This window comes from Amycolatopsis dendrobii, assembly GCF_014145675.1.
Classification (GTDB): domain Bacteria; phylum Actinomycetota; class Actinomycetes; order Mycobacteriales; family Pseudonocardiaceae; genus Amycolatopsis; species Amycolatopsis dendrobii.
Window position 1 is genome coordinate 654,943 of the sequence record NZ_JACGZW010000002.1, and the last position, 25,870, is coordinate 680,812.

Annotated in this window: 25 protein-coding genes; 21 read left to right on the top strand and 4 right to left on the bottom strand. The window is 68.8% G+C overall.

Annotation, left to right across the window (positions count from 1 at the left end):
- The first annotated feature begins 183 nt into the window (after positions 1 to 183).
- The 8 genes from H4281_RS07160 (at position 184) to H4281_RS07195 (ending at position 10,539) form a co-directional block, all read left to right on the top strand.
- Positions 184 to 1,206 carry a methyltransferase gene (locus H4281_RS07160; RefSeq protein WP_182890037.1) on the top strand — a complete coding sequence of 341 codons (1,023 nt, stop codon included), beginning with the start codon at positions 184 to 186 and terminating at the stop codon, positions 1,204 to 1,206.
- Positions 1,203 to 2,753, top strand: coding sequence for an FAD-dependent oxidoreductase (locus tag H4281_RS07165; protein ID WP_220506777.1), 1,551 nt, complete (start codon positions 1,203 to 1,205; stop codon positions 2,751 to 2,753). Before H4281_RS07160 ends, H4281_RS07165 begins: the two co-directional genes overlap by 4 nt.
- Positions 2,754 to 2,849: 96 nt before the next feature.
- Positions 2,850 to 3,605: an SDR family NAD(P)-dependent oxidoreductase gene (locus H4281_RS07170; protein WP_182890039.1), complete on the top strand. Its 756-nt coding sequence runs from the start codon at positions 2,850 to 2,852 to the stop codon at positions 3,603 to 3,605.
- A 123-nt stretch (positions 3,606 to 3,728) separates the two neighbouring features.
- Positions 3,729 to 5,816: an AfsR/SARP family transcriptional regulator gene (locus H4281_RS07175; RefSeq protein WP_182890040.1), complete on the top strand. Its 2,088-nt coding sequence runs from the start codon at positions 3,729 to 3,731 to the stop codon at positions 5,814 to 5,816.
- Between the two features lie 164 nt (positions 5,817 to 5,980).
- Positions 5,981 to 7,273 (top strand): beta-ketoacyl-[acyl-carrier-protein] synthase family protein, encoded by a 1,293-nt coding sequence (locus tag H4281_RS07180; RefSeq protein WP_182890265.1) that lies wholly within the window; start codon positions 5,981 to 5,983, stop codon positions 7,271 to 7,273.
- On the top strand, positions 7,270 to 8,475 hold the full coding sequence (locus H4281_RS07185; protein ID WP_182890041.1) for a ketosynthase chain-length factor: 1,206 nt from the start codon (positions 7,270 to 7,272) through the stop codon (positions 8,473 to 8,475). Before H4281_RS07180 ends, H4281_RS07185 begins: the two co-directional genes overlap by 4 nt.
- Before the next feature lie 100 nt (positions 8,476 to 8,575).
- Positions 8,576 to 8,833, top strand: a complete 258-nt coding sequence (locus H4281_RS07190; RefSeq protein ID WP_037817205.1) for an acyl carrier protein — start codon at positions 8,576 to 8,578, stop codon at positions 8,831 to 8,833.
- Positions 8,834 to 9,009: 176 nt separating this feature from the next.
- Positions 9,010 to 10,539: an MFS transporter gene (locus H4281_RS07195; protein WP_182890042.1), complete on the top strand. Its 1,530-nt coding sequence runs from the start codon at positions 9,010 to 9,012 to the stop codon at positions 10,537 to 10,539.
- A gap of 22 nt (positions 10,540 to 10,561) precedes the next feature.
- Here the strand turns inward: H4281_RS07195 and H4281_RS07200 are convergent, their stop codons facing one another.
- Positions 10,562 to 11,584 (bottom strand): methyltransferase, encoded by a 1,023-nt coding sequence (locus H4281_RS07200; protein WP_182890043.1) that lies wholly within the window; start codon positions 11,582 to 11,584, stop codon positions 10,562 to 10,564.
- Positions 11,585 to 11,750: 166 nt separating this feature from the next.
- On the opposite strand from H4281_RS07200, the gene H4281_RS07205 reads away from it, so the two are divergent.
- Positions 11,751 to 12,509 (top strand): SDR family NAD(P)-dependent oxidoreductase, encoded by a 759-nt coding sequence (locus H4281_RS07205; protein WP_182890044.1) that lies wholly within the window; start codon positions 11,751 to 11,753, stop codon positions 12,507 to 12,509.
- A 434-nt stretch (positions 12,510 to 12,943) separates the two neighbouring features.
- Here the strand turns inward: H4281_RS07205 and H4281_RS46780 are convergent, their stop codons facing one another.
- A complete protein-coding gene (locus H4281_RS46780; protein WP_220506778.1) occupies positions 12,944 to 13,366 on the bottom strand; it encodes a nuclear transport factor 2 family protein in 423 nt (140 codons plus the stop codon).
- Positions 13,363 to 13,824: a nuclear transport factor 2 family protein gene (locus H4281_RS07215; RefSeq protein ID WP_220506779.1), complete on the bottom strand. Its 462-nt coding sequence runs from the start codon at positions 13,822 to 13,824 to the stop codon at positions 13,363 to 13,365. Before H4281_RS07215 ends, H4281_RS46780 begins: the two co-directional genes overlap by 4 nt.
- A 159-nt stretch (positions 13,825 to 13,983) precedes the next feature.
- Here H4281_RS07215 and H4281_RS07220 point away from each other — a divergent pair, with 159 nt between their 5' ends.
- Genes H4281_RS07220 through H4281_RS07245 form a run of 6 tightly spaced genes read left to right on the top strand, consistent with a single transcriptional unit; the run spans position 13,984 to position 20,358 of the window.
- Complete coding sequence (locus H4281_RS07220; RefSeq protein WP_182890045.1) at positions 13,984 to 15,219, top strand: FAD-dependent monooxygenase; 1,236 nt, start codon at positions 13,984 to 13,986, stop codon at positions 15,217 to 15,219.
- Positions 15,216 to 16,001, top strand: a complete 786-nt coding sequence (gene fabG, locus H4281_RS07225; RefSeq protein WP_043832838.1) for a 3-oxoacyl-ACP reductase FabG — start codon at positions 15,216 to 15,218, stop codon at positions 15,999 to 16,001. The genes H4281_RS07220 and fabG overlap by 4 nt, the downstream gene beginning before the upstream one ends.
- 13 nt (positions 16,002 to 16,014) lie before the next feature.
- The gene (locus H4281_RS07230) at positions 16,015 to 16,974 is read left to right on the top strand and encodes an aromatase/cyclase (protein ID WP_237597164.1); all 960 of its coding nucleotides are present in this window, start codon (positions 16,015 to 16,017) and stop codon (positions 16,972 to 16,974) included.
- Positions 16,967 to 18,820, top strand: a complete 1,854-nt coding sequence (locus H4281_RS07235; protein WP_182890046.1) for an AMP-binding protein — start codon at positions 16,967 to 16,969, stop codon at positions 18,818 to 18,820. The genes H4281_RS07230 and H4281_RS07235 overlap by 8 nt, the downstream gene beginning before the upstream one ends.
- A complete protein-coding gene (locus H4281_RS07240; RefSeq protein ID WP_182890047.1) occupies positions 18,817 to 19,566 on the top strand; it encodes an SDR family oxidoreductase in 750 nt (249 codons plus the stop codon). The genes H4281_RS07235 and H4281_RS07240 overlap by 4 nt, the downstream gene beginning before the upstream one ends.
- 18 nt (positions 19,567 to 19,584) lie before the next feature.
- Positions 19,585 to 20,358 (top strand): cyclase family protein, encoded by a 774-nt coding sequence (locus tag H4281_RS07245; RefSeq protein ID WP_037817183.1) that lies wholly within the window; start codon positions 19,585 to 19,587, stop codon positions 20,356 to 20,358.
- A gap of 59 nt (positions 20,359 to 20,417) precedes the next feature.
- On the opposite strand, the gene H4281_RS07250 is transcribed toward H4281_RS07245, so the two are convergent.
- Positions 20,418 to 21,452: a ketoacyl-ACP synthase III family protein gene (locus tag H4281_RS07250; RefSeq protein WP_182890048.1), complete on the bottom strand. Its 1,035-nt coding sequence runs from the start codon at positions 21,450 to 21,452 to the stop codon at positions 20,418 to 20,420.
- A 142-nt stretch (positions 21,453 to 21,594) separates the two neighbouring features.
- Between H4281_RS07250 and H4281_RS07255 the strand changes: the two genes are divergently transcribed.
- The 6 genes from H4281_RS07255 to H4281_RS07280 all read left to right on the top strand — a co-directional run bounded on the left by H4281_RS07255 (position 21,595) and on the right by H4281_RS07280 (position 25,710).
- Positions 21,595 to 22,590 carry an acyltransferase domain-containing protein gene (locus tag H4281_RS07255; protein ID WP_182890049.1) on the top strand — a complete coding sequence of 332 codons (996 nt, stop codon included), beginning with the start codon at positions 21,595 to 21,597 and terminating at the stop codon, positions 22,588 to 22,590.
- Between the two features lie 323 nt (positions 22,591 to 22,913).
- Positions 22,914 to 23,186, top strand: coding sequence for a hypothetical protein (locus tag H4281_RS07260; protein WP_182890050.1), 273 nt, complete (start codon positions 22,914 to 22,916; stop codon positions 23,184 to 23,186).
- A gap of 284 nt (positions 23,187 to 23,470) precedes the next feature.
- Positions 23,471 to 23,812 carry a PadR family transcriptional regulator gene (locus H4281_RS07265; RefSeq protein WP_182890051.1) on the top strand — a complete coding sequence of 114 codons (342 nt, stop codon included), beginning with the start codon at positions 23,471 to 23,473 and terminating at the stop codon, positions 23,810 to 23,812.
- The gene (locus H4281_RS07270; protein ID WP_182890052.1) at positions 23,802 to 24,185 is read left to right on the top strand and encodes a DUF1048 domain-containing protein; all 384 of its coding nucleotides are present in this window, start codon (positions 23,802 to 23,804) and stop codon (positions 24,183 to 24,185) included. The genes H4281_RS07265 and H4281_RS07270 overlap by 11 nt, the downstream gene beginning before the upstream one ends.
- On the top strand, positions 24,182 to 24,952 hold the full coding sequence (locus tag H4281_RS07275; protein WP_182890053.1) for an ABC transporter ATP-binding protein: 771 nt from the start codon (positions 24,182 to 24,184) through the stop codon (positions 24,950 to 24,952). Before H4281_RS07270 ends, H4281_RS07275 begins: the two co-directional genes overlap by 4 nt.
- Positions 24,949 to 25,710 carry an ABC transporter permease gene (locus H4281_RS07280; RefSeq protein WP_182890054.1) on the top strand — a complete coding sequence of 254 codons (762 nt, stop codon included), beginning with the start codon at positions 24,949 to 24,951 and terminating at the stop codon, positions 25,708 to 25,710. The genes H4281_RS07275 and H4281_RS07280 overlap by 4 nt, the downstream gene beginning before the upstream one ends.
- The last annotated feature ends 160 nt before the right edge of the window (positions 25,711 to 25,870 follow it).

The following is a 25,870-nucleotide window of genomic DNA, read 5'->3' on the forward strand; positions in this document are numbered from 1 at the left end:
GGGGATTCAGCGCTCGCCGAGCGGTCTTGGACGGTGCCGGAGACGGCCCCAGCGGGGCGTCGGCGGAGGTCGAGAGCGTGTTGAGGGGCCTTCGAGACCCGGCCGGAAGCATCGCCGCACACGAAGGTTTCCGCGGCTGCCGTGCGCGCGGACCACCGAAACGGAAGGCAGGTACGACCCGGGATGACTGCCCACACCACCGTGGACGCACAGGCGATCGCCCGCCTCAACATGCTGTTCACCCAGTCGAAGATCCTGCACAGCGCGGTCGAGCTGGGAGTGTTCGAACTGCTGGCGTCGGCGCCGCGGACGATCGACGAGATCCGCCGGGAACTCGGGCTGCACCAACGGTTCACCGGCGACTTCGTCCAGGCGCTCGCCGCGCTCGGGCTGCTGGAACGGGACGGCGAGAAGTTCAGCAACGCGCCGGCGGCCGCGGCGGTGCTGGTGCCGGGCGCGCCCGGCGGCGGCTACCTCGGCGCGCGGGTCCGCACGACGTCGCAGCGGCACTATGCGATGTGGGGCAAGTTGTCCGAGGCGCTGCGCGACGGCGAGCCGAAGGCGGACATCGGCGGACCCGGCGCGTTCGCGAAGCTGTACGAGGATCCGGTGCGCGCCAAGGCTTTCCTGGTGCACATGGACGCGAACAACGCGTTGGTCGCGCCGCAGCTGGCCGAGCACGTGGACTGGTCTTCGTACAAGACCTTCGTCGACGTCGGCGGCGCTCGAGGCAATGTCGCGGCGCAGTTGTGCCTCGCGCACCCGCATCTGCACGGCGGCGTGTTCGAGCTGCCGCCGATCGAACCGCACTTCGACGAACTGATGGCGGAACTGGGCGTCGCGGACCGGGTCACGTTCCACGCCGGCGACTTCTTCGAGACGCCGCTGCCGGAGACCGACGTCGTCGTGTTCGGCCACGTGCTGCACGACTGGGATCCGCAGCGTCGCGTGGAACTGTTGGCACGGGCCAAAAACGCGGTTCCGAGCGGCGGTGCGGTCGTGGTGTACGACCAGATCCTCGACGCCGAGAACCCGGATCTGCGCAGCCTGGTCGGCAGCATCAACGTCGGCCTGATCACCGACGGCGGTTCCGAGTACACCGTGCCGCAGCTGCGCGAATGGCTGGACGAAGCCGGATTGGAGTTCCGGGCCGCCACCACTCTGCCGAAGGGCAACGACACCGTTGTGGTCGCGGTGAAACCGTGAGTGCGCAAGCCCTGGTGGTCGGCGCCGGCCCGGTCGGGCTGACCGCGGCGCACGAACTGGCCCGGCGCGGCGTGCGGGTGCGGATCGTGGACCGGGCAGCGGGTCCGGCGGTGACCAGCCGGGCGCTGGCGACGCATCCGCGTTCGCTGGAGATCTACGATCAGATGGGTGTGCTCGACGACTTGCTGCCGCGCGGGCAGCAGGTGCGCGCGTTCACGATTCACATGCGCGGCAAGCGAATGGTCGGCCTCCGGGCGGACTACTCGCGGCTGCCGACGCGGCTGCCGTTCACGTTGATGGTCGACCAGGTCATCACCGAGGAGGTGCTGCGGACCGCGTTGGCCAAGCAGGGCGTCGAGGTCGAATGGGGCGTCGCGCTGGCCGACTTCACCGACACCGGAGACGGCGTGCAGGTGCGGCTCGAACGCGACGGACAGGTCGAGGAGACCTCGGCGGACTGGCTGGTCGGCTGCGACGGCGGGCACAGCGCGGTGCGCAAGAAGCTGGGGCTGAAGCTCGAAGGCGACTCGTCGGAGACCTGGCTGATCGCCGACGCGCAGGCGGACACGGCGTTGCCGCGCGACAGTATTCACCTGATCCGGACCCCGGGCGGTTCGGTGATGCTGGTGCCGTTCCCGGACGAGGGCAAATGGCGGCTGCTCGATACCCGAGACGTCGAGTACTCCGGCTCCGGCGACGACGCGGCGGTGGCGCGGCGGTTCTCGGAGAAAGTGTCCGCGGCGACCGGTGTGCCGACTGTGGTGTCCCCGCCGACGTGGGTTTCGGTGTTCTCCATCCAGCAGCGGATGGTGCCTGCCATGCGGTCCGGTCGCTGTCTGGTCGCCGGCGACGCCGCACACGTGCACAGCCCGGCGTCCGGGCAAGGCATGAACACCGGCGTCCAGGACGCGTACAACCTCGCGTGGAAGCTGGCGATGGTCATCGACGGACGCGCCGACGAGCAGCTGCTCGACAGCTACTCGCGCGAGCGCGTACCGGTGGGCGCGGAGCTGCTGCGCACCACGAAGAAGGCGACTTTCCTGGTACAGCTGAAAAATCCGTACGTCGCCGCGATCCTGCCGGTGGCGTTCGGCGTGATGCGCAACGTTTCGGCGCTGCGCGGCAAGCTGGAACGCAAGATCATGGGCGGAATGTCCGCGCTGGGCCTGTCCTACGGCGACGGTCCCGCGCCGGCCGGACCTGGACCGCGACCGGGCGAGCGGCTGTCGGTCGTCGCCGGTGCGGACGCGGAAACCCCGGCGTGGCAAGCGTTGCTGGCGCAGTTGCGCGAACCGGGCTGGACGCTGGTGCTCGGCCCGGAAGCGGATCGAGCCGAGTTGCCGTCCGTGGGCGGTTGGCTGGTGCCGCAGACGGCGGGTCCTGTCGGGGACCTGCCGGACGCCGACGGCGCGTTGCGGCGGGCGCTCGGCCTTTCGGCGACGGGCTGGATCCTCACGCGCCCGGACGGCTACGTGGCCGACCGCGGCGACCGGATGTCCGCTGCCGCCGTCCGCGCGGTCCTGCGGCACGCGCACATCTCTGTCTGACGCCCCCCGCGGAAGTCCGTGAGGGTTCCCCTCACGGACTTTCGCCGCGTCTGTCGGGCACTGCACTTACTACTGAGAGAGCACTGAGGAGCGAAGGTGGATCTGGGGCTGACCGGCAAGGTCGTGCTGGTGACCGGCGGCAGTGGCGGGATCGGGGCCGAACTCGCGCGAACGTTCGCCGCGGAGGGGGCCAAGGTCGCGGTGACCTACCGGGCCAACCGCGAAGCAGCCGAAGAGGTCGCGCGCGCCTGCGGTCCGGACCGCGGTCTCGCCGTGCGCTACGACCTGACCGAACTGGCCAGTGTGGACTCCGCGGTTGAACACGTGGAGCGGCACTGGGGTCCGGTAGACGTGCTGGTCGCGAATGCGATCAGCCCCGGCGCACTGCGCAAGCCGGGCACATTGTTCGAAGAACTACCTACGGAGGATTGCGCTTCGTTCATCAATGTGAATATCGCGCCGGTGTTCCACACGGTGGCGAAGGTGCTGCCCGGTATGCGCGAGAAGAAATGGGGACGGATCGCATTTATTTCCTCGCGCGCGGCGACCGCGGGCAAGCCGGGTCGCGAGGCTTACGGTGCGGTGAAGTCCGCATTGCACGGTTTCGCCACGAGCCTCGCCTGGGACGTCGGCCGCGACGGAGTGCTGGTCAACACCATTCTTCCTGGCCTGACCGTCACTCCCCGTGTTGCGGAACAGGTTCCGGCCGACATTCTGGAGCGCGAGCGAGCCATCACGCCCAGTGGCCGATTGAGCTGTCCGGGTGATGTCGCGCAACTGGCAGTGTTCCTGTGTTCGGCCGCCAACGGCAATACGAACGGGCAGTTCGCAGAAGTATCAGGCGGACGTTAAGTTTTTCCCGCCCGGGATCAGGAAGCCGTTTCTCTGCTAGCGTCGCTGGCGTCTCACTGGGGGAAAGCGAAGCACGCGAGGCCGCTGCCTGGCGTGCTCTTTCGGCAGGTATCTGGGGGTCGGATGCAGATCGCAATATTGGGACCGCTGGCCGTACGCGCGGACGGAGTGGGCAAGACGCCGTCCGCGCCGAAGCTCCGCACCGTGCTGGCCATGCTCGCGCTGAACGCCAACCGGGCAGTGCACTTCGAGCAGTTCGTCGAGGAGCTGTGGGAGAACAACCCTCCGGCGAGCGCGGCCACGACGTTGCAGACCTACGTCTACCAGCTGCGCAAATCGCTGCGGCTGGCCGGTTCGGCCGAGGAGGGCGCGACAGTTCTGCTGACCCGCCCGCACGGCTACGAACTGCAGGTGCCGCGGGCGGACGTGGTGGACGCGGTGCGCTATTCGGCGCTGCTCGACCAAGCCCGCGACCGGCACGACGCGGGCGATCTCGAAGCGTGCGCCGAACTGGCGAGACAGGCGCTCGCACTGTGGCGCGGGGCCGCGCTTTCCGATCTTCCGCTCGGCCCGACCCTCGCCGCGCGGGCGACTCAGCTGGAGGAAAGCCGCAAGGCGGCGCTTGACCTGCGGTTCGAGGCCGAGCTTGCGCTGGGCAGGCACCGTCGCGTCGTGGACGAACTGGCCGGAGTGGTCAAGGCGAATCCGACGCACGAGGCGTACTCGGCGAAGCTGATGGTCGCGCTCTACCGGTGCGGCCGCCGGGTCGAGGCGCTCGACGTCTACCACCGGGTGCGCAGCGATTTCATCGCACAGCTGGGCATCGAGCCGTCGGCGACGCTGCGTTCGGTGCACCAGCAGATCCTGGTGGACGATCCCGCGCTCACCCTTCCGGCCCCGCGCGGGACCGGTGTGAGTGAAGCCACAACTGGTCTAGACAACGGGCAAACCGGGCAGACGACGCAAAACGAGCGCTCTGCGGAAGTAGTCGTCCGGAGTATCGACGACAACGACACCGTGACTGAGAGCAGTGTCGTCGAGGTGGTTTCCGTCGTGCGTGCGGATGCGGAGGGTGATCTGGTCCCGCTGCGGCCCGCGGCACCGGAGGCGCTGGGGCCGAATCACCTCCCCTCCGACGTGACCGACTTCGTCGGCCGGGACGAGGAGATCCGCGAACTGGTGCGGCGGTGTTCGGCGGCGCGCACCAAGCTCACCGGCGGCAGCGCCGTCGTGGAGATCACCGGCGGGCCGGGCGCGGGCAAGACCTCGCTGCTCGTACACGTCGCGCACCGGGTCCGCGCGACGTTCCCGGACGGGCAGATCTTCGCGTCGCTGACGCCGGTGCACCGCGGCGAGGAGACGATGGCCGACGTGCTCGCCGGCTGCCTGCGCGCGTGCGGGGTTCCGCTGTCGCCCGCGCCGTCGATGTCCGAACTGGTGAACGTCTACCGCGACTACACCGCCACCCGGCGGCTGCTGGTCGTCGTGGACGACGCGTCCCGCTCCGCTGAGGTGGATCTGTTGCGCCCCAGCGGTTCCGGCAGTCTGCTGCTGGTCGCGAGCAGGCGGCGGCTGTACCTGCGCGGCGTGGTCGCGCCGGTGAACCTGCCGCCGCTGACGGTCAACGAATCGCTGGAGCTGCTCGGCCAGTTCATCGGGCGGCGGCGGATGCTGGAGGACCTCGACTGCGCCAGCGCACTGGTGCGGATGTGCGGCCGGTTGCCGCTGGCCGTCGCCGCGGTCGGCGGGTATCTGGCTTACCGGCCGACCTGGTCGCTGCGCCGGATGCACGACCGGTTGTCCCGCGATCCCGGTGCGGTGCTTCGGTTGCCGTGCGGGGAAGGCACGGTCGACGCGAGTGTCCGGGCGAGCTACCGGACGCTGTGCGGACCGGCGCAGGAGGCGTTCCGGCGATTGGCGAGTGTCGACGAGTTCACCGTGCCGGATGCGGTCAAGCTCCTTGGCAGCCCTGGAGAACTGGTGCGCGAAGTGCTCGAGGACCTCGAATCCGCCGGGCTGGCCGAGGAAATCGGCGAACGCGGCGGTTCGGGGCCGCACCGGTACCGCGACGCGGAGTCCAATGTAGACGTTCTGCGCCCGGCGACCTCGGACGCGGTCTACTGCGTTCCCCGGCTTCCGTCTTTCGCGGGCCGCCTGCTGGCAAGGGAAGCCGAGCCCGCGGCGCGCGAAGCCGCGGTCGCCACCGGCTGAGAACGAGGCGGGGTCGAATCCGGCTGGAGCGCGTTCGACCCCGCTTCGATCCGTCTTGGACACCCCGGGCCCAGACTCGACATCAGCGACGTCGGGCGCTCGGAGCGCGAAGGGCAGGTGCAGACGGAGTGAGTACGAGTGCGGGGCACCCCGGGGCAGCGGGAGTGCCGGCGCGGCACGGCAGCGGAGGTCCGCGGCGAGCGGTCATCACCGGGATAGGTGTTGTCGCGCCGGGGAAACCGGGGCGCGAACCGTTCTGGGACATGGTGTCGGGCGGACGGACCGCGACCCGGCCGGTGTCCTTTTTCGACGCCTCCCAGTTCCGCTCGCGAATAGCAGCCGAATGCGATTTCGATCCGGAGGCGGCCGGACTCGGTCCGCAGCAGGTGCGGCGGATGGACCGGGTGGCCCAGTTCGCGGTGGTGTGCACGCGGGAGGCGCTGGCCGACGCGGGGCTCGCACCGTCCGATGTGGACCCGTACCGGACCGGGGTTTCGATCGGCAGCGCGGTCGGGGCCACGATGAGCCTCGAACGCGAGTACGTCGTGGTGAGCGACGGCGGCAAGAAGTGGGAGGTCGACGCGGACTACGCGGTGCCGCATCTGTTCGACCAGTTCGTGCCGAGTTCGATGGCCAAGGAAGTGGCCTGGGAAGCGGGCGCGGAAGGGTCGGTGCAGGTCATCTCCACCGGGTGCACGTCCGGATTGGACTCGGTGGGCCACGCGCGGGACCTGATCGCCGAGGGCAGCGCGGACGTCGTCCTCGCGGGCGGTTCGGACGCGCCGATCTCGCCGATCACCGTGGCGTGCTTCGACGCGATCAAGGCGACCTCGCCGCGCAACGACGAAGCGGCGACGGCGTCGCGCCCGTTCGACAACACCCGCAACGGGTTCGTGCTCGGCGAGGGCGCGGCGGTGTTCGTGGTGGAGGAACTGGGCCGGGCGCTCGCCCGAGGGGCCCGGATCTACGGCGAGATCGCCGGATTCGCCACGCGGTGCAACGCCTACCACATGACCGGCCTGCGCGCGGACGGCGTGGAAATGACCGAGGCGATCCGGCAGGCGATGGGCCAGGCGCGGGTGACGCCGGAAGCGATCGGCTACGTCAACGCGCACGGCTCGGGCACGAAGCAGAACGACCGGCACGAGACGCAGGCGTTCAAGAATTCGCTGGGAGAACACGCTTATCGCGTCCCGGTGAGCTCGATCAAGTCGATGGTCGGGCATTCGCTCGGCGCGATCGGCTCGATCGAGATCGCCGCCAGCCTGCTCGCGATGCGCGACGGGCTGCTGCCGCCGACGGCCAACCTCAACGAACCCGACCCGGAGCTCGACTTGGACTACATTCCTTTGGTGGCACGAGAAGCCGCGGTGGACACGGTGCTGACGGTCGGCAGCGGGTTCGGCGGTTTCCAGAGCGCCATGGTGCTCACGAGCAACGTCGGCGGTCCGGCATGAACGCGGTGATCACCGGCCTCGGCGTGCTCGCGCCGACCGGAAGCGGGGTCAAGCAGTTCTGGGAAGCCACCCTCGAAGGGGCCAGCGGGATCGGCCCGGTGACCCGGTTCGACGCTTCGGGCTATCCCAGCACGCTCGCCGGCGAGGTAGCCGGGTTCAGCGCGAAGGGCATCCTGCCCAGCCGGTTGCTGCCGCAGACCGACCATTCCACCCGAATGTCGCTCGTGGGCGCGGAATGGGCGCTGGCCGACGCCGGGGTCGACCCGGAGGCGCACGACGGATTCGATCTCGCGGTGATCACCGCCAGTTCGGCGGGCGGCTACGAGTTCGGGCAGCGCGAACTGCAGAACATGTGGAGCAAGGGCGGCAAGTACGTCAGCGCGTACCAGTCGTTCGCGTGGTTCTACGCGGTCAACACCGGGCAGATCTCCATCCGGCACGGCATGCGCGGTCCGGGCGCGGTGGTGGTGTCCGAACAAGCAGGCGGGCTGGACGCGATCGGAAAGGCCCGGCGCGCGGTGCGTTCCGGGACCGCGGTCGCGTTGACCGGCGGCATCGACAGCGCGCTGTGCCCGTGGGGCTGGGCGGCGATGCTCACGTCCGGACGGCTCAGCAGGAGCAGCGAACCGGCGTCGGCCTATCTGCCGTTCGACCAGTCCGCCGCCGGGTACGTTCCCGGCGAGGGCGGTGCGGTGCTCGTGCTGGAACCGGCGGACTCGTCGCGGGACCGGCAGCCGCCGTACGCCGAGATCGCCGGGTACGCGTCCACTTTCGACCCGAAACCGGGCAGCGGCCGTCCGCCGGGACTGCGGCGCGCGATCGAACTCGCCCTGACGGACGCGGGTATTTCCGCCGCCGAGGTCGACGTCGTTTTCGCCGACGCGGCCGGGGATCCGAAGCTCGACCGCGAAGAAGCCGAAGCGATCAGCGCGGTGTTCGGCGAACGCGGTGTCCCGGTCACCGCGCCCAAGTCCGGAGTGGGCCGATTGGCCGCGGGCGGGGCCGCGCTGGACGTCGCGTGTGCGGCGCTGGCGATCCGGCACGGCGTGCTGCCGCCGACGCCGAACGTCTCGGATCCGGTGCCGGAGCACGGGATCGACCTGGTCACCGGTGCCGCGCGGGAAACGCCGGTGCGCGCCGCGGTCGTCCTCGCCCGCGGCATCGGCGGGCACAATGCCGCGCTGGTGTTGCGCGGAGCGTGAGGAAAGAGTTTTCAAGATCACCCGAACGGCCGAACCGCAAAGCCTTGTCCAGCAAGAAGAACCCACTGACAGCCGCTTTCGCGCGGCAGGAGGAGCGATCATGCGCGAGCTGACCTACGAAGATCTGATGGAGATCATCCGCCGCTGCGCCGGAGAGAGCGACGAAATGGCACAAACCACCGACGCGCGCGACATTCCGTTCGCCGAATTGGGCTATGACTCGCTCGCGCTAATGGAGACCGCGAGTATGCTCCAGCGCGACTACGGAGTCGAGCTGCCGGACGAAACGGTGGTCGACATCGACACGCCGCGCGCTCTGGTCGAACTGGTGAACAGCAGGCTCGGTTCCGCGGTGTAAGTGCCTGTTGGCGAGGGGGTCTGTTGTTCGGTATCGCGCCTGGTCAGGTGTCGTGAGTGGCTGTGCCGGCCAGAACCGGCACAGCGGCTCGCGATCGTCTGCCCGCGCGACATCGTCCAACGGCAAGTTCGCCGACAGCTAAGGGGAATTCCGCCAAGCCTTCCGAAGGAGGACAGGTGTCCGAGCCTGCCCTGAACCCGCGCCGCTGGGCGATCCTCGCGGTGCTGCTGACGTCCTTTTTGCTCACCGTGCTGGACGCGACGATCGTGACGATCGCCTTCCGCGCGCTCGCCGATCCGGTCGACGGGCTCGGCGCGTCCGCGGACCAGCTGCAGTGGGTGGTCAACGGGTTCACGCTCGTGTACGCCGGTTTGCTGCTGGCGTGGGGCGTGCTGGGGGACCGGCTCGGGCACCGGAAGGTGCTCCTGATCGGGCTTGTGGTGTTCGGCGTTTCCAGCGTGCTGGCGGCGTTCGCGCACTCGCCCGGCGAACTGGTGCTGTGGCGCGTCGTGATGGGCGCGGGCGGCGCGGCGATCCCGCCGACCACGCTCGCGACCATCTCGCACGTGTTCGGCGACAAGGAACGCCCGCGCGCCATCGGGTACTGGGTGTCCGCCGCCGGCATCGCGGCCGTGGTGGCCCCGGTGCTCGGCGGCTTCCTCATCCAGTTCGCTTGGTGGGGCTCGATTTTCCTGGTGAACGGCCCGATCGTGCTCGCCGCGATCGTGCTGACCGTGCTGATGGTCCCGGAGTCCACTTCGACCGCGCGCAAGCTCGACGTGCCCGGCGTGGTGCTGTCGGTCGCGTGGAGCACCGCGCTCGTCTACGGCATCATCCAGGCGGGCAACCTGGCCACGATCGCCGATCCGCGGGTGTATGTCCCGCTGGTGCTCGGCGTAGTGCTGCTGGTCGTGTTCATCCTGGTGGAACTGCGGTCCGCGGCGCCCGCGCTGGATCTGCGGCTGGTGTCGGACCGCCGGGTCGCCGGCGCGACCAGTGCGGTGACGCTCGCGTTCTTCGTGAACTTCGGCGTGCCGTTCTTCCTGATCTTCTACCTGCAGAGCGTGCTCGGCGTGAGCCCGCTGATGACCGGGTTGGCGATTCTCCCGCTGGCGCTGGCCCTGGCGGTGTTCTCGCCGCGCTCGGCGGCGCTGTCGGCGAAGTTCGGGCCCAAGAACGTGCTCGTCGGCGGCTTGTCGCTGCTGGCCGTGGGCGTGGCGATTTTCGCGCTGCTGGACCAGCACAGTCCGTTGTGGCCGGTGTTCGTCGCCGACTTCCTGGTCGGTTTGGCGATGGCCAACGTGATGCCGCCCGCGACCACCACGATCATGTCCGCGGTGCCGCGCGAGCGCGCGGGCGTCGGGTCGGCGCTGACGAACATGGGCCGCAGCATCGGCGGCGCGATCGGCATCGCGGTGCTGGGTTCGCTGCTGACTGTCGTGTACCGCAACGGGGTCGAGCCCGCGCTGTCGGTGCTGCCGTCTCAATCGCGCGCCGCGGCGGGAGATTCGATCGAAGCGACGAAGGCCGCCGCGGCGGGTCTGGGCGGCACCCAGGGTGCTGACCTGTTCGCCGCGGGCGCGGACGCGTTCTCGGTCGCGATGCGCGCGACGGCTCTCGCTGCTGCCGGTGCCGCGGTGCTGGCGGCGATCGTGGTTCTCGTGGTGGTGCCGGCCCGGGAACGGCGGGCGGCTGAGGTGTCCTGACGCGTTCCCGGGCCTGGAGCGCTTAGCTTCGGCGGGTGGCGGAGATCAGCGAGAACTCCTGCGGCAGCGGAGTGATCGCGTCCAGCGCGAACCCGGCTTCCTCGAGCAGCCGGGTCACTTCCGCGCTGGAACGGATCCCGCCCCCGCCGAAGAGCACGTACATCAGGGTGTCGTGGGACAGCAGCAGCGCGTTGTCGACCCCCGGCCCGGACACTCGCTCCACCAGCAACAACCGCGCCCCCGGAGCGGCCGCCGCCGCGCAGTTCGCCAGGATCCGCGCACAGTCCTCGTCCGGCCAGTTCACCAGCACTCGAGCGAGCAGGTAGATGTCGCCGCCCTCGGGAACGGACTCCAGGAAGTCCCCGGACGCCACCGCGCAGCGTTCGGTGAGGCCAGCGTCCGCGATGGCCTTTTTCGCGGCCTCAGCGGACTGTTCGGCGTCGTAGACCGTGCCGTGGAGTTGTTCGTGCGCGGCGAGCAGCCGGACCGCCAGTTCGCCGCTGCCGCCGCCGACGTCGACAAATCGCTCGTGCGCACCGAAGTCGTAGGCGCCGGGCAGCGCGTCGAACAACGCCGTGTTGCCCGCCATCGCGCGGTCGAAAAGTTTTCCGCGTTCGGGGTTTGCGGAGAGGTACTCGAAGAAGCTAGACTGAAATGCGCCTTCAAAAGCATTTTGTCCGGTTCGCACGGCGGAGGCGATGTCAGTCCAGGCGCGATGAAATTCGGAGCCCGCGATGAGCGTGTACGGCCGCAGGGAGTCTTCCCGGTCGCTGCGCAGCAGCTCGCCGAGTCCGGCGAGGGAGAACGAGCCGTTCTCCTCGCGGAACACGCCCAGTGCGGCGAGGTACCGCAGGAATCGTTGGGTGGCAACGGGATCGGTGCCTGATTCGGCGGCAACCTGAGCGGCCGTGCGGGGCCCGTCGGCCAGCCGGTCGGGCCAGCCGAGTTCGGCGGCCGTGTAGACGGCGCGGGCTTTCCAATCGCCGATGATGAGATTCATCAGCTCGAGCTGCGGTGTTTTCGCGCGCGCGGGATCGTCGGACATCCGGGTTGTCTCCTCGGCCGTTTCGGGTAGTCGTCCGATGCTCGCTGCCGCCGTTCAAAAGGTTCTCGAAGATCTCTGAAGGCGGTGTCGCGGCAACGGTTTCAGCCGATAGATTGGCAGAAACGGCATCCGGAGAGGCCGGAAGCCCGAAACCGAGGAGCAGCGGGTGGAAGACCAGGTACGCCGCGTCGCGGTGGTGACCGGTGCGGCACGCGGAATCGGCCGCGGCATCGCGGAACGGCTGGCCGCACGAGGCGACCGGGTGGTGATCAACTACCTGACGTCCAAAGAGGCCGCGGAAGAGGCGGTAGCAGCGATCACCGCGGCCGGCGGCGAAGCAATCGCAGCAGGAGCGGACGTCCGCAACGAGGAGGGCGCGCAAGCGCTGGTGGCCGCGACCGTCGAGGCATACGGCCGCGTAGACGCACTCGTCTGCAACGCGAACGTCGGATTGGCCCAGGGCTCGGTCGCGGAAATCCCCTGGGAAACGTTCTCCGCGAAGGTGAACGACGAGCTGGCGGCTGCCTTCCACCCCACCCGCGCGGTGTGGCAGCTGATGAAGGACCAGGGCTACGGCCGCATCGTCTACCTGGCCGCGGAAGCGAGCAAGGGCCCAGTGGGCGCAGACGTGGTCGCACACGCGGCAGCGAAGTCGGCCCTGATCTCCTACGCGAAGTTCACCGCCCGCGAAGGCGCACCCAACGGCGTCGTGGCGAACGTGGTCTCCCCAGGCCTGACCCGCACCGACGCCTTGGGCGAGGCCCCGCCGGACTGGTTCTCCGCCTTCGAAAAGCGAATCCCCGCAGGCCGCGCAGCGGAACCGGAAGACGTAGCCGCGATGGTCGCCTTCTTCACCAGCAAAGAAGCAGGCTACATCGCAGGCACGGTAGTTTCGGTCAACGGCGGCTCAGACATGACCCGCTAGCTCCCACTGTCGAGAAGTCCGTGAGTGGAACCCACCCGGACTCTGATTCCCTCAGGGTTCCCCTCACGACACCCCTGCTCGCCGCCTCCGGCGCGCCCCAATGTGGCATTGGGTGCGTCAGACGCACCCAATGTGGCGTTCGGTGCGTCGCATGCACCCAATGCCACATTGGGGCGCTAACCCGGCGACCGCGAGCCCGGCGCATCCACTGCTCAGGTCGTGCGCCCCCGCTCCGCAACCAGTACGCGCAGCCGCGCCGGGCGCTCATTCAGCTAAGGCGCCCACACCCCGATACGAAGCCAAAAACACGCACGGAGAGGCTTGTCAAAGGCATCTTTCCAGCCTCGACAAGCCTCTCCGCGCGTAGTCGCACTCAAGCTTCGGGGTGCCCCAACGCAACCCTCTTCTCTTTTTCCGCCCGTAGGCCGGTCAGCTCACCGAATATCGTCCCGGGACACAGTCCGGTACTTAACCTGCCAAGTGTCTCCCACCCGCACCAGCTGATCCTCACACAACGTGCTGCAGTGAATCCGAGGCTCCCCACCCTTACGCGTAGCAATAATCAACGCATAACACCGAGTAGACAATTCATCCGCGGTAGCCCCAGGGGAAACAGTCAACATCCCCAACCAATGCCGCCGCAACTCATGCACCTCAGCCAACTGCCGATGCGTAGCCGCCGAAGCCGCCGCAATCGCAGCCCGCCCCTTAACCGGCGCCGGCGCGGCATTAGCCGCGAAAACCCCGTCCTCAGTGAACGTCTCCGCCCACTCGTCAGTCCGAGCCTGGTCAAGCAACTGCATCTGCCACGCGTAGTACTGCTGAATCTCCTGATACAACTCGCCCGACACAGTCACGCTTGCTCCTCCGCTCCAGAACCCTGAATATCGTCATGAGTCACCACACGCCGGGCGACCTGCCACCCGTCGTCGCCGCGAACCAACGTGTCCCGGCAAAACGTGCTACGCCACAACCGGGCCTCGCCCCCAGCGGGAATCTCGGCGACCATCGCGTACAACTGCGTCCGCACCTGATCCGCACTGTCCTCTGTGACCACCAGCATCCCAGTCCAATGCCGATGCTGAACCCCTCGCGAAACAACGTCGGCGGCTAGCTTCCGAGCCACCTTCAAAATCAGCTCCCGCCCGGTAGCCGGCGCCGGGTTGGCGTTGTTCGCGATAGTGGCGTCCGCGGTGAACGTCTCCGCCCACGGTTCCACTTCGCCGTCGTCCATCAGCTGCATCTGCTTGGCGTAAAAGGCCTGCACCTGGTGGTACAGCTCCATTCCCACCCGCGGGTGCGCGGTTGTCGCCACCGTTTCCTCCTCGTCGGCCGCGTGTCGTCCGACAGTCGCGCGGCCGGCTCAAAGTCCCCTCGTGGACCACTCGCGCGGGACGGCCGACTGTGCGTCGAGCCGTTTTGGACCGGTCCGCTGGAGGGTGTGCCGAGGCGGTGCGACGGCGGGAGGGATCGAGTGCGCGAGATCGAAGCGGACGTGTGCGTGTCCGGCGGCGGACCGGCGGGTCTGGTGCTGGCGCTGCTGCTCGCCCGGTCCGGAGTGGACGTCGTCGTCGCGGAGCGGAGCGCGTCACTGGACCGTGAGTACCGCGGCGAGATCATCCAGCCCGGTGCGCTGCGCACGCTTGACCAGCTCGGCGTGCTCGACGGCATCGGCGGGTACCCGATGCGGCATTTCCAGCTGGTGCAAGGGGAACGCACGCTGCTGGACATCGACTACACGACGCTTCCCGCGCCGTACGACCATTTGCTCAGCCTGCCGCAGCGGCTGCTGCTGGAGCGCCTGCTCGACGAATGCAAGGCGACACCAGGCTTCCGGCTGCTCAGCGGCTGCTCGACCCGGGCGCTGCTGGAGGAGGACGGCGCGGTGACCGGGATCCGCTGCGGTTCCGGCGACGGCGAGACGCAGGTGCGCGCCCGCTGGGTGGTCGCCGCGGACGGCCGGTATTCGAAGACTCGTTCGCTCGCCGGGATCGGCTACGACAAGTTCGAGAAGTTCGAGCACGACGTCGTGTGGTTCAAGCTGATCGCCCCGGAGCGGCGCACCAACGCGGTCCGCATCCACCGCACCGCCGCCGATCCGGTGCTGGTGCACGATTCCTACCCGGACCGCGTCCAGATCGGCTGGACGCTGGCGAAGGGCAGCTACAAAACGGTGGCCGCCAAGGGCATCGAGCACATCCGGGCACAGCTGATCGCCGCGGTCCCGCAGCACGCCGACCTGATTCGCGAGCAAGTGACCGCGTTGTCCGAACTGTCGCCGCTGGACGTGTTTTCCGGCCGTGCGCGGGAATGGGTCCGGCCGGGGCTCGTGCTCATCGGCGACGCGGCGCACACGCACAGCCCGATCGGCGCGCAGGGCATCAACCTGGCCATCGCGGACGCCGTCGCGCTGCACCCCGAGCTGGTCGCGGCCGTAGCCGCGAAAGACAACAGGCCCGCCGCGCTCGCCGGCTTCGAGGCCGAGCGACGCGCCGCGGTGGACACCGTGTTCACGCTCCAGTCGAGGCAGAACAAGGGAATGCTGTCCTCCGGCCGGGTCGTGGACGCCGTGCGGCCGGTGCTCGCGAAGCTGCTGCCGCACACCCCGATCTTCCGCAAGATCCTCAATCTCGTCGCGTTCGGAGCTCGCCCGCGCGACGTGCGCGCGGACCTGTTCCGCGCGCCGAGCAACCCAGGAGGGACACGATGACCGAACAGAGCCGGGGCGTAGCGCTGGTCACCGGCGGCACCAGCGGGATCGGGCTCGCGGTGACCCGATCGCTGGCGCAGCAGGGCTACCAGGTGTACTTCTGCGCCCGCACCCAGGGATCCGTCGACGACACGGTGCGGGACCTGCGCGCCGAGGGCTTGGACGTGGACGGCAGCACCTGCGACGTCCGGGAGAAGGACGACATCCAGGCGCTGGTCGCGGCCGCGGTCGACCGGTACGGCCCGATCGACGTCCTGGTCAACAACGCGGGCCGCAGCGGCGGCGGGCAGACCGCGGAGATCCCGGACGAGCTGTGGTTCGACGTGATCAACACGAACCTCAACAGCGTGTTCCTGATGACCCGCGAGGTGCTCACCAAGGGCGGCATGCTGGCCAAGGACAAGGGCCGGGTCATCAACATCGCGTCCACCGCGGGCAAACAGGGCGTGGTGCTCGGCGCGCCGTACTCGGCGTCCAAGCACGGTGTCGTCGGCTTCACCAAGGCACTCGGATTCGAGCTCGGCAAGACCGGCGTGACGGTCAACGCGGTGTGCCCCGGTTACGTGGAAACCCCGATGGCGCAGGCGATCCGCGGCCGGTACGCGGCGGCCTGGAACACCACCGAGGAAGCCGTGCTGGAGAAGTTCACCGCGAAGATCCCGCTCGGCCGGTACTCCACTCCGGAGGAGGTGGCGGGCCTCGTCGGCTACCTCGTCACCGACACCGCGGCGTCCATGACCGGGCAGGCGATCAACGTCTGCGGCGGGCTTGGCAACTACTGAGAGGACCGAGCACGTGGCTGCACCACTCCGGATCTACGAGACCGAACACAAGATCGACGTCGCCGCGCCCGCCTCGGCCGTGTACGCGCTGCTGGCCGACGTGACCCGCTGGCCGGTCTACTTCGGACCGACGGTTCACGCGCGCCAGCTCGAACGCGACGGCACCACCGAGCGCATCCGGTTGTGGGCCACCGCGAACGACGAGCCCAAGACCTGGACCTCGCGCCGGGACCTCGACGAGGACGGCCTGCGCATCGACTTCCGCCAGGAGGTCTCGCAGCATCCGGTCGCGTCGATGACCGGGGCGTGGAACATCCAGCCCGGCGGCCCGGACTCGTGCACCGTCGTCCTGGAACACGCGTTCAGCGCGGTGCGCGACCTGCCGGAGAACGTCGAGTGGGTGAGCAAGGCGGTCGACCGCAACAGCGAGCACGAACTGGAGAACCTCCGCGGCATCGCGGAAGGCCTCGCCGAGACCGAAGAACTCACCACGGTGTTCGCCGACAGCGTCGACATCAATGGGGACGCGGCGGTGGTTTACGAGTTCCTCTACCGGTCGGACCTGTGGCCGGAACGGCTGCCGCACGTCCAGCGGCTCGACCTGACTGAGGAAACCCCGGGTCTGCAGGTCATGGAGATGGACACCAAGACCGCGACCGGCGCCGTGCACACCACGAAGTCGGTGCGCGTGTGCTTCGACGACGAGCACGCCATCGCGTACAAGCAGCAGGTGCTGCCCGCGCTCCTGACCGTCCACAACGGACTGTGGACGATCGTGCCGCAGCCGGGCGGCGGGGTGCGGGCGACGTCCGAGCACACCGTGGTGATCAAGCGCGACGCGGTGGAGAAGATCCTCGGCGAAGGCAAGACCGTCGAGGACGCGAAGGCGTTCGTGCGCAATGCGCTGGGCACCAACAGCACCGCGACGCTGAACCTCGCCAAGGCTTGGGCGGAGGAACGGGCCGATGGCTGACGGTGTCCTCCCGGTCGCGTCGCTGCTCGACACACCGCTGCTGCCGGACGCGTTGCGCATCCTCGCGGAGAACAGCCCGAACCAGGTCGCGGTACGGCTCGGCGAGGCGGTCCTGACGTTCGCCGAACTCGACCGTGCCGCATCCGGGTTCGCTGCGGCGCTGGCGGATCGGATCGGGTCGGCTGGTTCGGTCGTCGCGATGTCGTCGGTGCTGCACCCGGAATTCGCGATCGCCTACTACGGCACTTTGCGCAGCGGAAACGTCGTGCTGCCGTTGAGCCCGCTGCTGCGGGAAGGCGACCTCGGCCGGGTGCTGACCGAGTCTTCGGCCGCGGCCGCGGTGCTGAACGATTCGATGACCGCGGCGGTCGCTCGGGCCTCCGCGACGCCGGAACACCTGCTGTGCTTCGGGAACCCGGACCGGGCTGCCTCGGTTGCCGCATTGGCGGCGGGCCCGGCCGGCGAGCCGGTGGAGCTGGAGCCGGACGCCGTCGCGTGCATCCACTTCACCAGCGGCACGACCGGACAGTCGAAGGGCGTGCGGCTCACCCACCGCAACATCGCGGTCAACGCGGTGCAGGTCGCCGAGGCGCACGGGGTGACCGGAACGTCGGTGACGTTCAACCACCTGCCCAGCTACCACCCGATGCACCTGAACTCCGGGCTGATCGCCGGAGCCACCCAGGTGCTCTGCCTGGCGCCGGACCCGGTGGCCACGATCGCTCTCGCGGCGGGCGTGACGCACTACTACTCGATGCCGTTCCGCCTGGCCCGGCTCGCCACCGACCCGCGGCTGGCGGACCTGAAGCTGCCCGGCTGCGAGGTCATCCTGTCCGGTGGCTCGGCGTTGTCCCCGGTGCACGCGGAAATCCTCCGCGCGCAGTTCGGCATCCCGGTCGTGCAGGGTTACGGCCTCGCCGAAACCGCACCGCTGGTCCTCTCCGACGGTCCGGCGGCGCCGCGTCCGGGCTCGGTCGGCCAGGTCGTGCGCGACACCGAGGTGCGCGTCGTCGATCTGTCGACCCGGGAGCCGCTTCCGGTCGGCGAACGCGGCGAGGTCGAGGTGCGCGGCCCGCAGGTGATGCGCGGCTATCTCGGCCGCCCGGACGGCGACGGCATCGGCGCGGAGGGCTGGCTGCCGACCGGCGACGTCGGCTGCCTGGACGAGGACGGGTACCTGTTCCTGGCCGACCGCATCAAGGACGTCTTCAAACGCGACAACTGGCTGATCTCGCCCACCGAGATCGAGGCCGAGCTGCTGCGTCACCCCGGCGTGGCCGACTGCGCGGTGGTCGATCAGCCGGACGAGTTCGCCGGCGCGGTGGCGGCCGCGCTGATCGTCCCGGCGGGCGACGAATGGGTTCCGCGTGCGGGCGAGATCGCCGCGGAGATCAACGCCGCCCAGCCGTACTACAAGCACATCGAGCACGTCGAGCTGACCAGGGCGATCCCGCGTTCGCCCAACGGCAAGCTCGTCCGCCGCGAGCTGCGCGAGGCGCTGTCCTCCGTGCGCGGCGCCCAGAATCCCGGAACCGCACTGCTAGGAGCCGATACCGTGGTCACGTTCATCAGCAAGTTCACCGTCAAGGGCGAGCCGGAAGAGTTCGAGAAGGTCTTCACCGAGCACGCGCAGTACATGGCCGAGCAGCCCGGGTTCGTCGCCTACCAGATGGTGCGGTCGCTGCGTGATCCCAAGGTGTACCTGAACATCGGCCAGTGGGTCGACGCGAACGCGCACAAGGCCGTCGTGACCAGCCCCGAGTTCCAGGCACACGTGAAGAAGTTCGTCGAGCTGGTCGACGTCGAGGCGGACCTGTACTCGACGGTCTCCGAGGCGTCGGCGTGAGCGATCTCGGCCTGGCCGGCCGCAGCGTCCTGGTGGTCGGCGCCACCAAGGGGCTGGGGCTGGCCATCGCCCGGAAGTTCTGCGAGAGCGGCGCGTACGTGCTGCTCGACTACGCGCACGACGACGAAGCCGCCAAAGCCGCCCTCGCGAGCCTGGAGGGACTGCCCGGTTCGGCGTCCCTGATCCGCGCCGATCCGTCCACTGAGGACGGTGCCGCGCAGCTGGCCGCCGCTGTTTCGGCGGCCGGCCGGGGCCTGGACGTCTTGGTGCACAACGCCGCGTCGTGGCATCCGATGCCCGCTGCCGGAGCGTCGGTCGCCGACCTGCACACCGACGTGGCCGCCGCACTGGATCCGTTGCTGCGCTTGGTTCCCGCGCTTCTCGAACACTTGAAGCCGGGCAGCCGGGTGCTCGCCGTTTCCAGCTCTGGTGCGCAGCGCGTCATCCCGCGCTATGTCGCGCTCGGCGTCGCGAAGGCCGCGCTCGAATCGCTGGTGCGCTACCTGGCGGTTGAGCTGGCCCCGCGCGGGATCACGGTCAACGCCGTCACGACCGCGAAGCTGGACAAGGGCGACGAGACCACCCAGCCCGAGATGGTGCAGGTGCTGGCGGCCCGCACCCCCGCCGGCCGGCTGAGCACGCCCGCCGACGTCGCCGATGTCGTCGCGCTGCTGAGCGCACCCGAAGCCGGCTGGATCCACGGCCAGGTGATCACCGCGGACGGCGGCCTCGGCCTGCGTTCTTGACTGAGAAGGAGAACTCCGTTGCAGCTGATTGACCTGTCCTCCCCGATCGACCCGGAAGGCTGGGAGCCCGAGCCGCTGTCGCTGGTCACCATGTCCGCACAGGACGGGGCCAAGCACCTGGTGTCGGAAATGCGCGAGCACTTCGGCATGGACCTCGACCCGGAAGTGCTGCGGGACGCCGAGTTCCTGACGAACGACACGGTGTCGCTGACCACGCACACCGGCACGCACATCGACGCGCCGGCGCACTACGGCGACGCCACGTCGTACGGTTCGGCCCCGCGCACGATCGACCAGATGCCGGTCGACTGGTTCCACCGTCCCGCCGTGGTCCTGGACTTCACCGGCCGCGCGCCGGGGGTCATCACCGCCGACGATGTGCGCGCGGAACTGTCCCGGGTCGACTATCAGCCGAAGGAACTGGACATCGTCCTGCTCCACACCGGAGCCGACCAGCACGCCGGTACGCCGAAGTACTTCACCGAGTTCGTCGGCCTCGACCAGTCCGGGCTGGATCTGTTGCTGGACTTCGGCGTCCGCGTGATCGGCACGGACGCGTTCAGCCTCGACGCGCCCTTCACGCACATCATCGAGACCTACCAGCGGACCGGCGACAAGTCGGTGCTGTGGCCGGCGCACATGCGCGGCCGCGACCGGGAGTATTGCCAGATCGAACGGCTGGCGAATCTCGCCGAACTGCCGCGGGCGCACGGTTTCACGCTGTCGTGCTTCCCGGTGAAACTGGCCGGCGCCGGTGCCGGATGGGCTCGCGCGGTCGCTATCGTCGAGTAGCTTCCGCACGAGAAAAGGCCCCGCGACTCCTCCTCTCGCGGGGCCTTTCCTCGTTTGCTCTAGTCAGCCCACTCGGGTTTTTCGATCAGCTCGATCACCGCACTGCTCCACGAGAATCCCGCGCCGACGCCCATCAGCAGACACGTCTGTCCGGGCCGCAACCCGCCGGTTCGCACCAGGTGTTCCAAGCTGACGATGTGGTCGCCCGCGCCGAGATGGCCGATCTTGCTGTCGAAATCCCACGTGGTCCGTTCGAGCGGAACGTCCATGTGCCGCAGGTAGTTCGACACCAGCCGCCGCCTCCCGAAGTGCGGCAGCACCAGCCGGTCCACATCGGACAGTTCCAGTTCGGCGTCGCTCAGCGCGCGTTTCAACGCCTCGCGCTGCCCGTCGAGAATGGCCGCGAGCGTCTGGGACATTCCGGCCTCAGCCACGTATGATCGTTTGTGCGCGTCCAGATCGACCAGCTGCCGAGTGCTCATCTCGACCTCACCGAACGCCGCTCCCGCACGGTGCATGCCTTCCAGTTCCGGCCCGCCGACCACCGCCAGGCTGCGCAACCGCGCGAATCCGCCGACGCTGGACAGCACCATCGCCGTTCCGCCATCTGCGTACGCCGTGCCCGGGTCGCTGTGCCAGCGGTCGAAATCGGGCCCGTCAAAGCGGTCCGCCGCGGTGATCAACGCCGCCTGCCGCGCCGGGTCCGCGAGAAGGTAACTGGCCGCGAGGTCGAGTGCTGCCATGCCGCCGTTGGAAACCTGCCGCACCTCGATCGCCGGACAGGTCCCGCCGACCGCTGCCCGCTGGACGTACGCGGCCGGCGACCACAAGTCGTAGCCTTGATGGAACAACGTCGCGTGCAGCAGCACCGCGATGTCCCCGCGCGCCACCCCGGACCGCTCCAAGGCGACTCGCGCGGCCCGAGCCGCCATCTCCGGCGGCGCGATCCCTTCGGGCGCGACAAGGACCGATTCCATCTCGCTTTTGCGCGCCGTCTCGGCCGAGCACTGCCCGCTCCGCACCGCTTCGGCGGTCGTCGTCGCCGGTGGCAGCCAACTGCCGAGCCCGGCGAGGTACAGCCCGTCGAATCTCATGCCGCCACCCTTCCGGCGGGCTCTCGACAGCCTGTGGGAACGGACTCGACCTGGCGGTCCAGCAGGGGTCGAGCAGCCGTCGACCGCCGTGCCCGACGATCCGGTTCGGTTCCGGTGCTTCCCGGCGGAAGGAGTTTCGTCAATGACCGAGGTCGCACTGCTGTTCCCGGGCCAGGGTTCGCAGCATGTCCGAATGGCCGCCGGCCTGTACGGTCACGACGAGGCGTTCACCGATGCCGTCGACGAAGTCTTCGCCGCGTTGGGCCCCGACGGCCCCGCCATCCGCGCCGACTGGCTGACCGACTCGCCCGCTGTTGCCCTGGACCACGTCACCCGCTCGCAAATCCTGCTGTTCACCGTGGGCCACGCGCTGGGCCGGATGATCCTTTCCTGGGGCGTGGAACCGGCCGCCCTGCTGGGTCACAGCGTCGGCGAGGTAGCCGCCGCGACTCTCGCCGGCGTCTTCGAAGTCCCCGCCGCGGCCGAACTGATGTGGAACCGGGTGCAGGAACTGGCGTCCGCCCCCGCAGGCGGAATGCTCGCCGTGGCCGCGACCGTCGACGATGTCGCCGCGGTCCTCACGGATGAAGTCGTGATCGGCGCGATCAACGCCCCGCGCCAGTTGATCCTCTCCGGCCCGGAAGCCCCCTTGGCGGAGGCCTCGGCGAAGTTGCGCGCCGACGGACGGACTTGCCTCCGTGTCCCCGCGACGTCGGCCTTCCACAGCCCCGCCTTGGCCGAGGCTGCCGCCCGGTGCCTCCCGTCAGTTGCCGCCGCGCAGCCGTCGCCCCCGAAGATCCCGATGGTCTCGGGCTATACCGGCCGCGTGCTCAGCGATTCGGAGGCGACGGACCCTTCCTACTGGGCTTCTCACCCCGTCGAACCAGTGCGGTTCTGGCCGGCTTTGGGCACGCTGCTGGGCCCGGAGTCACCACTCCCGATTGAGGGACGGCGGGTGCTGGTGGAGACGGGGCCGTCGCAGTTGCTGGCCAAGGCGGCACGCATCCACCCGACGGTGCGCGCGAAGGAAGCTTCGGTGCTGGCGATGCTGCCTGCGCGGGCTGGAGGTCCGGACGCTGATCTGGCTGCGGTGGCTGCCTGCCGGAAAGCGTTGGAGACGGCGGGGTACTGCGGGTGAGGGTGGCCGTCTAGCTAGGCGGGCGGCTCCGGCTCGCGTGGCGGGGTGGTGTGCCGGGTGCGGCGTAACAGGTTTCGCGCCGAGGGCTTGCCGGGCGGCAATTGGGCGCGCGGGTGCTTTCCGGGCGAGCCGGTGAGCGGCAACCGCGGCAGGCAGCGGCCCAGGCCACTCGCTTGGGCGGCGCGGTGCAAGGACGTCCGCGCCTGTTACGGCTGAGTTGGGATCTGCGTAGCGACTCGTTCACTGACCGGTGTTGTGCTGTCGAAAGGCTGCGGCCTCACCCGGCCGCAGCGATTTTCGAGGCGCGAGGCGGTGGTGACGCGATGTGGCTGGTCGAATGTCCGTCGTTCTGGGACCAGGGTTTGATCCGCCCGCTTGTCACCGAACACGGCAAGGTCGTCCTGATGTGCGATTCCTGCACCGCGGTGTGGCGGACCCCGTCCTGCATCGAGGAGTTCGAGCACGTCGAGCCGGAAGCGCCCGAGTGGTCCATCGGCTCGGACACGCACGTCCGACCCGGGACCACCCGCTGGGCCGAACTGGCCGACGTCGCCTCCGTCGGCTGGGGCGACCTCCGCTGGCGCGAACTGCCCTGAACCGCGCCGGCGCGGATCCTCGGAGATCGCGGGGTTTTCCGGCTCGCCCATAGAGTGGCGCGTCAGGCAGACGCGCACGGCGACGAACCGAAGTTCCCAGCGGCGGGGAGTGCCGCGACAAGCTCGTCGAACGGATCAGCGGGGCTGAGCCGCGCCCAGGTGCGTGAGTGCGGTCCCGCTCGCCTTCCTGTCAAGGGGGAGTCGCCGAAGCCCCTCGCTGTCGCCGGTAGTCAGTGTTACTATCTACCGGTACTCAGCAACACTGACTAGCTGAAGGGCGTTCGATGGGCAAGCAGGCGACGGAGATGCTCAAGGGGACCTTGGAGGGCATCGTCCTCGCGATTCTTGCCGGGCGGCCCGCCTACGGGTACGAGATCACCTCCTGGCTGCGCGAGCGGGGGTTCACCGATCTCGCCGAGGGCACCGTTTACGCGCTGCTCGTGCGGATCGAGCAGCGCGGGCTCGTCGACGTCGAGAAAGTGCCGTCCGAGAAAGGGCCGCCGCGGAAGGTTTACACGCTGAACGAGCCGGGGCGCGCGAGTCTTGCCGAGTTCTGGCGGAACTGGCGGTTTCTCTCGGACCGGCTCGAACAGCTGCGCAAGGAGGGAATCGATCATGGGGAATGACGGAAAAAGCAAGTATCTGCATTATCTGGAAGTAGTCACCGGGCCGCTGGAGGACAAGAAGCGGTACCGGCGGTACAAGGCGCGCGTCGAGGAGCTGCCGCCGGACTATCGGACGGCGATCAAGGCGTTGCACCGGTATCTGCAGTACTTCGGGCCGGGGACGGCGGAGAGCCACCTGCGGATGCTGGACGATCTCATCGACCTGTTCGAGCAGAGCGTGGCGAACGGGACTTCGGTTCGCGGCATTGTCGGTGACGAGCCGGTCGAATTCGCGGAGGAGTTTCTCCGGAGTTATCCCGAGGGGAACTGGATTTCCCGAGAGCGGACGCGGCTGACCGAATCCATCGACCGCGCGGCGGGCGGTGCGGTATGACGGCGCCGGCGATACGAGTGCGGGGCTTGCGAAAGTCCTACGGCAAGCTGGAAGTGTTGCGCGGCGTGGATTTCGAGGTAGGGCGCGGCAGTATTTTCGCGTTGCTCGGGTCGAACGGGGCGGGCAAGACGACGGTCGTGCGGATCTTGTCCACGTTGCTCAAGGCTGACGCGGGAGAGGCGGAGGTCAACGGGTTCGCGGTGGCGAGCCAGGGGGCGGACGTCCGCGAGTCGATCAGTCTCACCGGTCAGTTCGCGGCCGTCGATGAAATCCTTACCGGACGCGAAAATCTGGTGCTGGTGGCCAAGTTGCGGCATCTCAAGGATCCGGGCGTGATCGCGGACGGGTTGTTGCGGAGGTTCGCGTTGACCGACGCTGGATCGCGCAAGGTGTCGACGTACTCCGGTGGCATGCGCCGTCGTCTTGACATCGCGATGAGCCTGATCGGGGACCCGCGGGTCATCTTTCTCGACGAGCCGACGACGGGGCTCGATCCGCAGGCGCGCAACGACGTCTGGCGCGCGGTCGAGGAACTCGCTGAGCAGGGCGCGACAGTGCTGCTCACCACCCAGTACCTGGACGAGGCCGAACACCTCGCCGACCGGATCGCGATCCTGCACGAGGGGCGGGTGCTCGTCAACGGCACGCTGGACGAGTTGAAGCAGCTTCTTCCGCCCGCCAAGGTCGAGTACGTCGAGAAGCAGCCGACGCTGGAAGACGTCTTCTTTTCCCTCGTCGGCACCGGAAGCAAGGGGGACGGGCAATGAGCGGCCACTTCGTCGCCGACAGTTCGGTCCTGTTAGGACGGTCACTGCGGCACATCACCCGCAGCCTGGACACGATCATCACGACGACGGTCACGCCGATCGCGATGCTGCTGCTCTTCACCTACGTCTTCGGCGGCGCGATCAACTCCGGCTCCGAGTCGTACGTGACCTACCTGCTGCCCGGCATTCTCCTGATCACCATCGCCTCCGGGATCGCCTACACCGCGTTCCGGCTCTTCCTGGACATGAAGGGCGGCATTTTCGAGCGTTTCCAGTCCATGCCGATCGCGCGCTCGGCGGTGCTGTGGGCGCACGTGCTCACCTCGGTGATCGCGAACCTGATCTCGGTGGCCGTCGTGGTGCTCGTGGCGTTCGCGATGGGATTCCGCACCAGCGCGGGACCGCTGGCGTGGCTCGCGGTGCTCGGCATACTGGTGCTGTTCACCCTGGCGCTGACCTGGATCGCGGTGATCCCGGGCCTGACCGCCAAATCCGCGGACGGCGCGAGTGCGTTCTCGTACCCGCTCATCTTCCTGCCGTTCGTCAGCTCGGCCTTCGTGCCGACCGGCACGATGCCCGGACCGGTGCGCGCGTTCGCCGAACACCAGCCGGTGACGTCGATCGTCAACACCATCCGCGATCTGTTCGCCGAGCGCCCGGTCGGTGCGGGTATTTGGACCGCGCTGGCGTGGTGTGTGGGGATTTTGGCGGTGGCGTACTTCTTCGCCAATGTGATTTATCGTCGCAAGATTTCTTGACCGCGAGCGCGCGCGGCGCGGCAGCGGCCCGCTGCGCGGGGACGGTTCGACGGCCGTTGCCGGAGACGGGCTGAGGCCAGGCATCGCGCGAGCGCCCGATAGGCAAGGGCGCTCGCGCGATGCATCGGCATCCTCGAAGCGGCGCAGGCCCCGTGGTCTA

Excerpts from the sequence above, each read along its gene's own strand:
- H4281_RS07175 (WP_182890040.1), top strand. The coding sequence starts at position 3,729 with ATGCAGATCGCAATATTGGGACCGCTGGCCGTACGCGCGGACGGAGTG.
- H4281_RS07275 (WP_182890053.1), top strand. The coding sequence starts at position 24,182 with ATGACGGCGCCGGCGATACGAGTGCGGGGCTTGCGAAAGTCCTACGGC.
- H4281_RS07250 (WP_182890048.1), bottom strand. The coding sequence starts at position 21,452 with ATGAGATTCGACGGGCTGTACCTCGCCGGGCTCGGCAGTTGGCTGCCA.
- H4281_RS07255 (WP_182890049.1), top strand. The coding sequence starts at position 21,595 with ATGACCGAGGTCGCACTGCTGTTCCCGGGCCAGGGTTCGCAGCATGTC.
- H4281_RS07280 (WP_182890054.1), top strand. The coding sequence starts at position 24,949 with ATGAGCGGCCACTTCGTCGCCGACAGTTCGGTCCTGTTAGGACGGTCA.
- H4281_RS07190 (WP_037817205.1), top strand. The coding sequence starts at position 8,576 with ATGCGCGAGCTGACCTACGAAGATCTGATGGAGATCATCCGCCGCTGC.
- H4281_RS07265 (WP_182890051.1), top strand. The coding sequence starts at position 23,471 with ATGGGCAAGCAGGCGACGGAGATGCTCAAGGGGACCTTGGAGGGCATC.
- H4281_RS07185 (WP_182890041.1), top strand. The coding sequence starts at position 7,270 with ATGAACGCGGTGATCACCGGCCTCGGCGTGCTCGCGCCGACCGGAAGC.
- H4281_RS07260 (WP_182890050.1), top strand. The coding sequence starts at position 22,914 with ATGTGGCTGGTCGAATGTCCGTCGTTCTGGGACCAGGGTTTGATCCGC.
- H4281_RS07200 (WP_182890043.1), bottom strand. The coding sequence starts at position 11,584 with ATGTCCGACGATCCCGCGCGCGCGAAAACACCGCAGCTCGAGCTGATG.
- H4281_RS07270 (WP_182890052.1), top strand. The coding sequence starts at position 23,802 with ATGGGGAATGACGGAAAAAGCAAGTATCTGCATTATCTGGAAGTAGTC.
- H4281_RS07235 (WP_182890046.1), top strand. The coding sequence starts at position 16,967 with ATGGCTGACGGTGTCCTCCCGGTCGCGTCGCTGCTCGACACACCGCTG.
- H4281_RS07160 (WP_182890037.1), top strand. The coding sequence starts at position 184 with ATGACTGCCCACACCACCGTGGACGCACAGGCGATCGCCCGCCTCAAC.
- fabG (WP_043832838.1), top strand. The coding sequence starts at position 15,216 with ATGACCGAACAGAGCCGGGGCGTAGCGCTGGTCACCGGCGGCACCAGC.